Origin of the sequence: Nonomuraea sp. PA05 (genome assembly GCF_008086045.1) — a bacterium.
Classification (GTDB): domain Bacteria; phylum Actinomycetota; class Actinomycetes; order Streptosporangiales; family Streptosporangiaceae; genus Nonomuraea; species Nonomuraea monospora.
This window is the reverse complement of sequence record NZ_VSEY01000062.1, coordinates 1-12491: the sequence shown is the minus strand read 5'-3', so window position 1 is coordinate 12491 and position 12491 is coordinate 1. Positions and strand designations below refer to the sequence as shown.

Annotated in this window: 5 protein-coding genes; 2 read left to right on the top strand and 3 right to left on the bottom strand. The window is 68.2% G+C overall.

Annotated features, from left to right (window positions below; all coding sequences use genetic code 11):
• Positions 1 to 61: 61 nt before the first annotated feature.
• Positions 62 to 8806 carry a DNRLRE domain-containing protein gene (locus FXF51_RS54590; RefSeq protein ID WP_148442792.1) on the bottom strand — a complete coding sequence of 2915 codons (8745 nt, stop codon included), beginning with the start codon at positions 8804 to 8806 and terminating at the stop codon, positions 62 to 64.
• Positions 8807 to 9362: 556 nt separating this feature from the next.
• On the opposite strand from FXF51_RS54590, the gene FXF51_RS61485 reads away from it, so the two are divergent.
• On the top strand, positions 9363 to 10160 hold the full coding sequence (locus FXF51_RS61485; protein WP_187415081.1) for a hypothetical protein: 798 nt from the start codon (positions 9363 to 9365) through the stop codon (positions 10158 to 10160).
• A gap of 219 nt (positions 10161 to 10379) precedes the next feature.
• On the opposite strand, the gene FXF51_RS54580 is transcribed toward FXF51_RS61485, so the two are convergent.
• Both FXF51_RS54580 and FXF51_RS54575 read right to left on the bottom strand, forming a co-directional pair.
• Positions 10380 to 10925 (bottom strand): hypothetical protein, encoded by a 546-nt coding sequence (locus FXF51_RS54580; protein ID WP_148442791.1) that lies wholly within the window; start codon positions 10923 to 10925, stop codon positions 10380 to 10382.
• Positions 10926 to 11324: 399 nt separating this feature from the next.
• Complete coding sequence (locus FXF51_RS54575) at positions 11325 to 11618, bottom strand: ArsR/SmtB family transcription factor (RefSeq protein ID WP_262380513.1); 294 nt, start codon at positions 11616 to 11618, stop codon at positions 11325 to 11327.
• Positions 11619 to 11654: 36 nt separating this feature from the next.
• Between FXF51_RS54575 and FXF51_RS54570 the strand changes: the two genes are divergently transcribed.
• Positions 11655 to 12491 (top strand): MBL fold metallo-hydrolase, encoded by an 837-nt coding sequence (locus tag FXF51_RS54570; RefSeq protein ID WP_148442790.1) that lies wholly within the window; start codon positions 11655 to 11657, stop codon positions 12489 to 12491.

Sequence of the window (12491 nt, the reverse complement as noted above, 5' to 3'; positions counted from 1 at the left end):
TTATGACGTGGCCAAAGGATACGCTCCCGGACGTCTCCGGGAGCGTATCCGATGTCAATGGCTATCTTCTGAAGGAGGGCAAGGGGCCTATGCTGTAAAGCACGTACGGCACCTTACTGTACACGTTGGTAGTGGTCCGGGCGAGGTGCCGGGCGTGGTCCTTGACCGTGGTGAATTCCACCCAGTTCATGATCCGCCGGTCGTAGAGGTCGACGCCCCAGCTCGATTTGTACACCCACCGGCCGGGTTCGGTGGCGTTGAGTTCACGCTCCAGTGCCCGGTGGAATGCCGTCCCGAAGTAACGCCGCGCCTGACCGAAGTCCTTCATCCGGATCAGCCGCTGATAATCCTTGAACTCCTTCCTGGTGAGATACCGCAGCATGTCCTGCGGGTTCTGGGCGAGCCGGAGCGCGGCGGCCTCGACCGCTTCTGCGGAGGCCAGGTAACGCGCCCGGAGTCCCGGGGGCAGATTCTTGGCGAGTTCCTTACTGATCTTGACGCCGCAGGTCGCCGGTGTCGGGCGGGCGGCGTTGTGGGTCAGTACGGCGGCGGAGCCCGCCAGGACGTGGTAGGTGTGCAGGCCGGCGACGGTCAGGTTGTGGACCCGCTGCTGCGCCGTCCGCTTCTTGACCGCCTTGATCTGGACGTGCGTCCCGGAGGAGGTGCGCAGCCACATCCCCGGCTGGAGGTCCTCGGCCTGGACCCACTTGTTCAGGTCGCGCACCCAGAACGGATGGCTGTCCGTCGAGGTGACCTTGCCGGTCTTGTCCCCCTTCTCGCCGTCGGTGTCGACCTTGATGTCGACCAGTTCCTTGTCGCCCTCGCCCGTGATCACGTCGGTGACGGGCTTGGCCTCGGTCTTGCCGGTCTCGGGGTCGGCGGCCAGCACCTCATCGCCCACCTCGACCTTCTCGATCGGCTTGGTGGTGCCGTTGGCCAGCATGACCATCGTTCCCGGCACGAAGCTGTTGCCCGGCCCGCAGCCGACGCTGCCCGCTCCCCGGAAGAGCCTGCCGAGACCGAAGGCGGCGCCGCCGAGCGCGGCGCCGGTGACGGTCTCCAGGGCGAAGTCGCCGGCGTCGAAGGTCCTGGCCGGGTCCATGGCGACGTCCACGGTGTAGCTCGTCGCGGAGGCCGCCGCTCCGGAGGCCAGCGCCACCGCCAGCCCGCAGGTCAGACCGCCGGTCTCGGGGCACAGCGCGCCCAGCGCGCCGACGCCCAGCCCGACCAGCAGCCCGGCGCCGAAGGACGTGAGCGCTCGCTTCCAGTCCATCGGCTCGGTGTAGTGCAGGTTCGCGATGGACAGGCCCGCCGCGAAGCCGTAGCGGTTGCTCGTCGCCGGGTTGAGCCCGAGGCCCAGGTCGGCCCCGGCGTCCTGACGGGAGTTCGGGGTGAGGTACTGGTGACTGCCCGGCAGGTAGTTGCGCGACCCCATCTGGTAGGTGGAGGAGAGCTGGTCGAAGCGCCTGGCCCCGAACCAGTACGGGTTGTACGGCTCCTTGTACGGGTTGGCCGAGTCGGGGGTGTCCACCCCGCTGACCGACCCCGGCACCAGCGAGCCGAACACGCTGTAGCCGTAGGTGCCCCGCGTGTCGCCGGCGTCCGTGGTGATGATCTCCACGTTGCCCTGCGGGTCGTACCCGTAGACGCTGCGCTCGGCGGCTCCGCCGCTGAACTTCGCCATGGACAGCCGCTCGTCCCACGCCGAGTACTCGAAGGAGCGCGTGATCGAGCCGCCGACCTCCTCGTCCAGCACCTCACCCGACATGCCGAGGTAGGAGTAGGTGGTCTTCTCGCCGTCGTTGTCGGTCATGGAGGACGTGCGGCCCAGCGGGTCGTAGGTGTAGTCGGTGGCCCGCTCGACCCCGTCCACCCCGACCTGCTCGGTGCGGGTGATCTGGTCGAAGGCGTTGTAGTAGTACAGACCGGTCTGCGTCTGCTCCTCGCCGGAGGTCACCGAGAACAGGCGGCCCGAGGGGTCGTAGTTGTACTCGGAGTAGCCGGCCAGGTCGCCGCTCTTGACCAGCCGGTTCCAGTCGTACTGGAAGTTGGTCGACTCGCCGGCGACGCTCTGGATGACGACGTTGGAGTTGGCGTCGTACTGGTACTCCTCGCTGCGCGCCTGGCCCAGGTACTCCACCTTGGTGACCCGGTTGCGCGGGTCGTGGGTGTACTGCTTCTCCACGTCGGGGAACAGGCACCTGAACTCGACGCACTGGACTTTGGTGTGGTCCTTGGAGACCCGCAGGTCGGCCTGGTAGGTCAGGGTGTGCTCCGACTGCACGGCCCCGTCGGCCTTCTTCTCCGCCGAGTGCCGCAGCAGCCCGTCGAGGTAGTACTCGTAGGTCGCGACGTTGCCGTTGGACTTGGTCTCGCGCTTCCGCTCGCCGCGCGGGGTGTACTCGTACCGGGTCAGCCTGGGGCTGGGGTCGGTGGCGCTGCTGACGTTGCGCACGGTCTCGAGCAGGTCGCGCGCGTCGTAGGTGTAGTCGGCGATCGTCTTGTCGTGGGCGCGGCGGACCAGGCCGCCGATCTCGTTGTAGCCGTAGGTCGTGGTGTTCTTGAGCGCGCCGTCCAGGCGCTCGGTGACCTTCGCCATCTGGTTGAGGTCGTCGTACTCGAGGTCCCACTGGTCGATCGTGGCGTTCGAGGAGCTGTCGGTGACCTGCTTGAGGTTGCCGTTCGGGTCGTACAGGTAGTCGAACGACTTGACGCTCGGGTACGGCGGCATGGACGAGCCGCCCTGGTCGGCGTGGTGCTTGAGCTTGCCGTCGGGGTGGTAGCCCCACTCCAGAGCCCGCTGCAGGGCGCCGTCGGCCGCGTTGACCTTGCGCTCGCTCTGCTGGCCCAGCTCGTTGTAGTCGTAGCTGACCGAGATGCCGAACGGGTCGATCGACTTCCTGATCCAGCCGTTGTCCCAGTACTCGGTCTTGCTGACGATCCGGCCCCGGTGGTCCTCGTTCGGGGTGTGATCGGGGTCGGGCGGCGGCAGGGCCACCTCGGTCAGGCGCGACGCCGAGTCGTACTTGTACGTCACGCTCTGCGGCGTGCGGTACGGGTAGTCCGGCGCGCCCTGGTTGTCGTCCTTGTCGTAGGGGTAGACCTGCTCGATCGCCCGGTTCAGCTTGTCGTAGCGGATCTCGGTGAGGAAGTCGTCCGGGTCGTCGGTGGTGGCGACGCCCCGCGGGTTGATCGTCCTGGTCCGGTTGCCGACCTGGTCGTAGGCGAACCGGGTGGTCGTCTCCTTGACGTTCCCGTCCACCGTCTCGTGCGGCACCCGGGTCTCGACGACCTTGCCGCGGGCGTCGTACACCGTGGTGGAGACGCTGCCGTTCTGGTCGGTCGTGGTGGTCCGCAACCCGTCGCGGTCGTAGCCCGCGCGGGTGGTGTAGCCGCCCGCGTCGGTCTCCAGCGTCACCCGGCGGTTGCGGTCGTAGTCGAACTTGACCGTGTAGTCCAGCGGGTCAGGGGTGGCGTTCTTGCGCGGGTCGATGACCCAGGTGACGTTGCCGACGCCGTCGTAGAGGTATCTGGTGGTGTAGCCCTTGGCGTCGGTGATGCCGGTGAGCTGGTAGATCTCGTCGAAGGACTTGGTGGTGGTGAAGTCGCCGGCCGTGGCGGTCAGGTTGCCGTTCGGCTCGGTGACCGTCAGCCGGTTGCCGACCTTGTCGTAGGTGAACGAGGTCTTGCGCTCCGGCGCGCCGTCCTGGTCGTCCTTGGGTTCGAGGGTGAAGGCGAGCCGGTCGCCGGCGTCGAACTCGGAGGTCGTGACGGCGCCGTTGGGCGCGGTGACCTTGGTGATGTTGTCGTTGGCGTCGTAGACGGGCGCCGGTGTGACGATGTTCTCTCCGCTGGCGCGGTCCTTGGGCACCGTGCTGGTCAGCGGGCGGCCGAACAGGTCGTACGTGCGCGTGCTCGCCGTCCCCAGCGGGTTGGTCACCGACAGCGTCAGGCCCCGCCGGTCGTAGCCGAGGCGGGTGGAGTCGCCGTACGCGTCCGTGATGATCCGCGGCTGGCCGGTCGGGTCGTGGTCGGCGAACGTGGTGGGGTTGCCGTTCGCGTCGGTCGCGTGGATGACCTGCCCGAGGATGTCGTAGCCGTACCTGGTGGTGTAGTCGCCCGCGGTCTCCGTGGTGTTGCCGACCGGGTCGGTGACCGAGGCGAGGTTGCCCCACGGGTCGTAGGTGAAGGTGACCCGCCGCCCCTCGGGGCTGGTCTCGGCGGTCAGGTCGGCGATGTGCCCGTTCAGGCCCTTCTGGTAGGTGTACGTGGTCGCCGGCGTGCCGTTGAGGTTCGCCTCCGCGTCCCGGATCCACAACCGGTCCCCGGTCAGCGGGTCGTAGGCCGAGGTGGTGACGGCGCCGTTGTTCTCCTCCTCGCGGATCACGTTGTGGTCGGCGTCCCAGCCCAGCTTGGTGACCTGGCTCTTGGCGTTCGTGATCTGGACGGGCCGCCCGAACTCGTCCAGGTGGTAGGCGGTGGCGTGGCTCTCCGCGTCGGTGACCGTCGTGTCGAGGGTCGAGCCCTGCGGCCCGTCGGGGTCCACGTACACGAACGACGTCGTGCCGCCGAGCCGGTCGGTCAGGGTCTGCGCCGACCAGTGGAACTTCGGGTCGTCGCCCTCGCGCGGGTAGTAGTAGGCCACGCCGGTGCCGTGTCCGCGCGGGTCCACGACCCTGACCAGCTTGGCGTTCTTGACGCCCTGCGTCATGTCGTAGTCGAAGCGGAACGACTTGGCGCCCGCAGTCCCGTCACCGTCCACCATCTTGGCCATCAGGCCCCAGCTGGTGTACATGAAGGTGATCTTGCGACCCTCGATGTCGGTGAGGGACTTGACCCGGTCGATGATGTTGGGGTTGACCAGGTTGGCCCAGTAGACCTCCTCACCCGCGTCGTTGATCCAGGTGTAGTTCTCGCCCTTCTTGTAGTACTCGACGGTCAGCGTCTGACGGCCGGCCGGATCGGTGACGTACTGCAGGAACTTGGTCGGCATGTTGTTCGACCGGCGCGCGGCGTAGGTGAACGACGCGGTGTTGACCAGGCCGTTGCCGTCCTGCGTCGCCGACATGTAGCCGTCGCAGTCGAAGAAGTACTGCGTGCGGTCCGGCGCGGTCATCACCCAGGCGCGCGACTCCTCGGTCTTGTTGTCGCACGTCACCAGCCGCTGCAGGTACAGGTGCACGCCCTTCGGGCTGATCCACTGCTGCGCGGCGTCGTCCCAGGTGAAGGTGTGGCCGGTGCCGTCCCCGTCGGTCATGGTCACCGTGGTCGGGGTCTTGTTCGGATGGAAGTCCAGCGGCGTGCCCAGCCGGACCGGCATGGAGGCGTGCAGCGACCAGCCGAAGCCCATCGAGCTGTTGGAGGTGTCCTTGGAGTTGTAGGACAGGTTGACGACGGTCGCGAAGTCGCCGCGTGAGGGGTGCGCCCACGGGCTGTAGGACCAGACGGCGTTGCCCGCGTACAGGTTGTTCTGCAGGAAGCCGCCCGCGCCGGTCTCGACGCCCGCGTACTCGTAGAACGACTCCACCCCGAGCTGGTCGGAGGTGGGCTTGTCCACCGCCACCGCCTGGGTCAGCGCCGGGATCGCGTCGCTGGCCGACAACCACGCGTTGGTCGTCCTGTTGTACAGGTCCGACTGGAGCAGGTAGCTGCTGCGCTTGCTGCTGTCGTCGGCCGTCGCCGGCGCCCTGACCTGCGCCTGGACCGTGATCGCCTCACCCGGCGCCAGGTCCTTGGGCAGCGCCGTCTTCACCTGGTTCGCCGCCGTGGTCACGTCGGTGCCGTCCGGCTGCGCCCAGCGGTACGACAGCACGTAGTCCGACGCCTTCCACGTCGCCGCGGTCGTGTTGGTGAGCGTCACCGGCGTGCTGGTCTGGCCGCCCTCGACCATCCGCAGCGCCGTGTCGGGTGCGTAGTAGGTGTTCTCGGTGGTCTTCTCCAGGTACGTCACCCGGAGCTGGGGCCGCAGCTGCGGCTCCGCCGCCTCGTCCGACAGGAACAGGGTCCGCTCGGCGGGGGACGTCTCGTTCGCGAGCTTCAGCATCACGCCGTTGTTGGCGGAGGGCGTCGAGACCCAGCTCTGCGCGAGCGGCGTGGCGCTGAAGGAACGCCTGTACGGGTCGTTGGTGAGCCCGGCGTAGCTGCTGGTGACCGTGCTCGCGTGGTCGCCGCCCGCCGTCGTCCACGCCTGGGAGGCGGTGGCCTTGTTCCAGGTGGCGCTCTTCTCGTCGAAGCCGGTGTTCACGCCGCGCAGCTCGTACGTGGCCGCGGCCGACCCGATCATCGTCACTTCCCACAGGTCCACCGACGCGTCCAGCACCCGGGCTGTCGGGGGGATGGCGGAGACGCCGGGGAACTTGAGCACGGCCCGGGTGGTGCCGTACGTGCCGGAGTTGTTGCCGACCATCAGCCACGGCGCGCCCGCCAGCACGTCCTGGTTGACGTCGGGCTGCTTGCTGGACAGCGTCGTGTCCGCCGTCCCGCCCTGGAAGACCTTGACGGTCCTGCCCGCCTTCGGCAGCGCGGCGATCTCCGTCGGCCCGGGCACGAGCTGCCCGTCCCTGGTCTTCACCGCGACCATGTAGTAGTAGACCTGGCCGAACGGGTCGGTCGAGTCGGCCGGGGTGGGCGTGGCCGTCGTGTCGGTGAACTGCGTGGTGCCCGCCGCCACGGGCGAGACCAGCGTGGCCGCCGACGGGGTGAACGTCTGGTAGACGCTGCGGTGCACCTGGTACTCCGCGAGGTCGTCCGACCCGGCGTCCGACGGGTCCCGGTAGGCGGGCCAGGACAGCTCCGCGCCCGCGGCGTGGATCGTGGCCGGCGGATCGACGGTGACGCCCTGGCGGCCGTACGTCAGCACCAGGCGCGGGTAGGTCGCGGTCTCGCCGCCGTAGGAGTAGAGGCTGCCCTCGTAGCGCACCCCGCCCTTGTCGAGGGTCTCGTCGGCCGCCTTCAGCACGAAGCCGTGGTTCGTGCTGGCGCCGTCGAGCCACGACTGGACGATGTTGCGCACCGAGAACGAGTGCCACTGGCTGCCGTTGGCCGAGGCAGGTTTCACCTGCACCGCGTCCTTGGTCAGCCGCACCGCGTCGGCGATCACGCCGACGGAGGCGGACGCGGGGCCGTCGCCCAGCACGACCTTGCCGTTGGTGCCGGCGGTGAACGGGTGGGTGCCCAGCGTCTTCCACACGCCGTTCGTGGTGGAGGCCGCGTTCTGGTTCACCGCGTACGTCTTGCTGCCGCCGTTGTAGGTGACCGTGTACGGCGCCGCCGTGGCCCGGTCGGCCGCCTCCACGTAGTGCACGTCGACCCGGTAGTCGCCGTCCTCGGTCACGCGCGGCACCCATGTGTGGCGGTCGCCCGCGACGGCGTCCTTGTTGTACAGGTAGTCGCCGCCGACGGCGTTGGCCGCCAGCGGGCTGGTGGAGACCGGCCACGAACCGGTGGCCGCGGTCTTGCCGGGGTCGCCGTCGTCCACGACCTCGGTGTTGCCGCCCAGCTCGCCGGTGAGGTTCTTGGCCGAGTTCCAGGTGGCGGTCGTCTCGTCCCAGGCGGCGGTCGCGCGGTGCGCCTCCAGGGTGACGTTGTTGCTCACCCCGGTGCTGGTCTGGATGTCCTGGTCGTAGTAGACCTGGAGCTGAGCCGAGTCGATCTTCGTGCCGGACGGCACCCCCGTCAGCGGGAACTTCAGCAGCGCCCGCGACACGCCCACCGACGACGTGCCGGTGGACAGGCGCCAGCTCCCGTCGAAGTTGGTGCCGGGGGAGTCGGAGACGATCATCGTGTCCTGCGAGACCGACGGCGTCGGCGCGATCTTGATCGTCGGGTCGATGACCACCGGGTACCGGCGCGCCGGATCGGCCAGCCACGCCTGGTCCGCCGTCACGGTGATCCGCAGCAGCCCCGCCGCCGCGTCCCACACCATGGCCTGCCGGACCTTGTCGCTGTACGTCTTGCCGTACGGCGAGGAGGCGTCGTCGCGAGCGTCCGTCATGTACGGCCGGGGGATCTCCATCACCGGCGTGCCGTCGAAGTCGGCGCGGCAGAACGCGATCGACCCGTCCGGCCGCTGCCAGGCCCGCAGCCCGTCCGGCTTCAGGGTGAAGGTGTAGGAGGGCGCCTGCTCGGGCGCGGCGTCCAGGACGATCTGCTCCTTGGCGCCCTCCGGCGTCACCTCGTACGCCAGCCGCGCCCCGCCGCCCTCGTAGGCGTAGGTGGCGGTGTCGTCCTTCACCTTCGGCTTGCCGGGCTTGACCCCGTCGGCGCCGAGCGTGAGCGCCACGTCGTCCAGCTCCACCCGCAGCAGCGAGGCGGGCTCTGTGCCGAAGAAGCTGCTGAAGGCGTTGCGCTGGTTGCCGTACGCGAACCCCTTCCGGTCCGTCGGCGAGATCTCCGTCGAGATCGGCTGCCACTCACCGGACTCGTCACGGTAGTTCAGCGGCGCCGCCGACACCTCGACCTGCTGCCGGCCGTCCTCCAGCACGAACGTCCGCTCGTGCTTGGAACGCTTGCCCGCCAGCTCCTTGACCCGCTTGACCGGCGGGATCCTCCGCGCCGCCGGCTCCACGTCGTTCCGGGGGACCGCGTTCACCCCCAGATCCCTGGCCTCCGGCGCCTGCTCGCCGCCGCCCCCGGTAAACCAGTCCTGCAGATCGTCCAGCCAGTCGCGCTCGCTGTCCGGCTTCCATCCGTTACGCGCGTCGCCCGGCGGCGGGCTCGGTGTGGCCGCCCTGGCGGGGACCACGTTGCCGCTCAGGGCGAGGGTGAGCACCAGGAAGGCGCCCAGTAATCGACGGGATTTGCGCATGATCGTGCCTGCCTCCTTGAAAAGGGCATGGTGGAATTGGGCCAGGGCATGCCGAAGGGCGCCGTGGCGTCAGCCGATGATCATTGAACTGAGTTTTTCGCCGGGCGCGAATCCGCTGGCTCCGGCGTTGTGAAAGTCATCCCCGGTTTGTCTATTTGCGGGGATCATGAACCTCGTCACGAACCCTTGTCAACCCTGGGTGGATTTGGGTTAGGGCGCTTACCTTGCTCGCCCGGGGGCTTCGGATGGTCGGCTCGAGCTGGGGGTGCTGAGAATTCGGCAAGGTCACGTGCGCGGGGAGTGAGCGAGGCCGGGGAAGGTAACGTTTTGAAAACGGTGGCTCGGGGCGGGTCTTTTCCCTGGCAGTGGTGTGTTTCCCGGGAGGCGAATTTATTGCCAGCTTATTCCCGGCTGGCCGTGACCATTTCGAGATAGTCATACGCCGTTTTGATGAGCCACAAAGAGCCTGCCGATGCCTCAGCGGAGAACCGGGCTGGTGCCTGATGCGGTAGCCTCGCCCGCACATGATCACTTGCGCTCGGCGAAAGGCCGCCTGATGTTCCGCCTCCTGGCCGTGTCGGCAGCCGTGACACCGGCCGTTCTTTCGGTGCTGATCCCCGGCGAGAGCTGCGGATATTTCGCTTATACGCCGCTTTCTGAGGCGTTACCCAGGCCGAGTGCGCTGGCGACGGTCGTGTGGACACTCGGCGGGTGGAGCGCGGAGCTCCTTCCGGTGGCGCTCGCGCTACTCGCGCTGTGGCTGCCGCGCCGGTTCGCGGTACTCGGCGCCTCGGCGTCGGCCGCCGTGCTGGTGCTGGGCGCGCTGACCATCGTCATCCCGTACACCACGCTCTGCGGGTCACAGCGCGGTGAGTGGCCGGTGCTGCTCTGCTACGCGGCCGCCCTGACCGCCTGCCTCCTGGACCGCGCGGACCGGCGGCCGCGCCGTCCGGCGAGGCGGGCGAACGCCGCCGCCTGGACGGCGGTCCTGTTCATCGCCGCCGGTCGTGACCTCGCCGCCACCATGCCCCTCTCCTCCACCGAGGTGCTCGGCTGCCACGCGCCTCTGGAAGACACCTGGGCGCTGGTCCAGATGCACCTCTTCACCGCCGAAGCCGTCGGCGTGTGGGTCGGCGTGGCCGCCATCGGCGCCGTGCTCGCGCCCGGTCCGGCCGCACTGTCCGCCGCCGTCGTGCTCCTCGTCCCCGCCCTGTACGAACCGGTCGCCCAGCTCGCCTCATCGGCGCCGCACGACTGTTCCGGCAGCTTGGAACTGATCGGCTGGTCCTACGTGGGCGCCGCGGCGCTGGGAGCGGTGGGCTCTCTCGCGCCTCGGAGCCGTGCGGCCGCATGACCGGTCGTCCGTGCCCCTGTCCGCAAACACCCGGCCGGCCGAGCTGCCGGGTGATCACCGGGTCGGTGATCGCCGTGTCGCCGGCCAGGAGGAACGCCTTCGAAAGGATCACCGGCAGTGTTCCCCCGTCGTCTTCGAACGGCAGGAACACCGATCCGGCCGCACCCCACTGAATCTTGTACGTCCGCAGATCACCCCGGATGAGAAGGAATCGGCCGGTCAGCTCCACCAGGGAAGCGATCTTCGGCTTCTGCAGCAGCCGCGCGTGACTTCTCTGTTGATCTGTCGAGTGCCGGCATGCTCATGATGCTCCGTTCCGGGCGGCGGGTCGTAGTAGCCCCGGCTCGCGATCAGGACGCTCTCGAAACACGTGTAGCGGTCGACGGTCTCCTGATCCGCCCCCGGATACGGGACCCCCGATCGGGACAACTCCGGCACCACCAAGCCGCAGTCGCCCTGGTCGACCTCGACGTCGAAACGGGCTCGCAGTTCCGCGATCACCTGCTCGGCAGGCGTCGAGAACAGATCCACACCAAGCAGGAACACGTGCGCCCGCAGCTCCACGTCGAGATCTCGGTAGATCTCGACCGTCTGCACCACTCCTGCGGACCCGCAGAACGCGTGCACGTCAACTCCCGATCCCAGCAGCCGCCAATCCAGCGGCTCCGCACCCGGATACGGCGCGCCCCACGCCGCCAGCACCCGCCCTGTTTCCTCGAACGAAGCCCCCAGCAGCACCGGGCCGGCAGCCAGGTCTGTTGACATGCCTCGTGCCGTTATGCCATCTGCAAGCGCATCAGACAACACCGTGTCTGGAAGCAATGAAGATGGCAGTAAGAGCTGCTCCTGACCTGGGCGCTGTCAATGAGGCATGCGTCGAAGTACCGGTGTGTGCGTCATCTGAGTCGACAGTAGCCAGCCGAAGATCGACTGTTCGTCAGCGAGTCGGGCCGCTCGCCGCCCATCGGCCGCCGCATCCGCGCCTGCGCGTTTGCCTGGCCGTCGGCGGCACCGAGGAACTGTGTACGCACCGCGTCGGCGTGCCTAGGTCGAGGCCCTCTCTGGAGGGCTGCTGTGATACATGGGACGCATGACCTCGGCACCTGCCCGTCACGGCCAGGTAGCGTCCCGCACGCCGGCAACCCGCACGACCTGGCTGGATGATCACTCGGCACCTGCATGGGCCGTGAGTGCGCCGAGGGTGTCGGTGAGCTCGGTGAGCGCGCCGGGGTGTACTGAGTAGCAGATCTGGGTGCCGCGCCGGCGTGTGGTGACCAGACCGGCTTCGCGGAGCACCTTGAGGTGCTGGCTGATGGTGGGCTGCTTCAGTCCGAACACGTCGCTGAAGTCGCACGCGCAGGTCTCGGGCGCGGCCGCCAGCCGACGCATGATGCCCAATCTCACCGGGTGCCCCAATGCCTTCAGCATCTCGGCCCATCGGGCCTCCGTCTCCTCCACATTGACACATTAATCGCCATGTGACTATATAGGCAAATGCCTAACATGCTCTCTACGGCCGCCACGCGGCTTCCGATCTGCCGTACCTGCGGGGTGCAGTACGGGGAGCCACGCGCTGATTGCCCGATCTGCCTGGACAAGCGGCAGTACGTTGGCTGGGAGGGCCAGCAGTGGACCTCGCTGGCCGAGTTGCGTGCTGGTGGCCATCGCGGCCGGGTCGAAGAGGAAGGGCCCGGAGTGGTCGGAGTCGGGGCGACGCCGTCGGTGGCTGTCGGCCAGCGTGCGCTGTTGATCCGCTCACCGTCGGGCAACGTGCTGTGGGATTGCGTGGGCTACCTCGATGACGATCTTGCCGCCGAGGTTGAGAAACTAGGCGGGATCAGCGCGATCGCCGTCAGCCATCCGCACTTCTACGGTGTGATGACCGAGTGGAGCCGGGCCTTCGACGCCCCGCTGTACGTTCACGCCGCAGATCGCGACTGGGTCGGACGGCCTGATCCGCTGATCGAGTACTGGACGAGCGACACCCATCAGCTCGCGCCAGGCATGACGCTGATCAACGCGGGCACGCATTTCGCCGGCGGCACCGTACTGCACTGGAGTGACGACCCTGACGGACACGGCGCGCTGTTCAGCGGAGACATCTTCATGGTGGTGATGGACCGGGAGTGGGTCAGCTTCATGTACAGCATCCCCAACTTCATCCCGGAGCGACCGCGCACCATCCGCCGCGCACTCGCGCTGGTCGAACCGTTCGCCTTCGAACGCATCTACGGCGCGTTCTGGGGACGGGTGGTCACTAGCAACGGGGCGGACACCGTGCGCCGTTCTGCGGAACGATACATGCGCTTCGCGCTCGACGACGACGCCTAG

Bases quoted from the DNA above. Each gene is read 5' to 3' on its own strand.
- FXF51_RS54590 (WP_148442792.1), bottom strand. From the start codon at position 8,806: ATGCGCAAATCCCGTCGATTACTGGGCGCCTTCCTGGTGCTCACCCTC.
- FXF51_RS54580 (WP_148442791.1), bottom strand. From the start codon at position 10,925: ATGTCAACAGACCTGGCTGCCGGCCCGGTGCTGCTGGGGGCTTCGTTC.
- FXF51_RS54570 (WP_148442790.1), top strand. From the start codon at position 11,655: ATGCCTAACATGCTCTCTACGGCCGCCACGCGGCTTCCGATCTGCCGT.
- FXF51_RS61485 (WP_187415081.1), top strand. From the start codon at position 9,363: ATGTTCCGCCTCCTGGCCGTGTCGGCAGCCGTGACACCGGCCGTTCTT.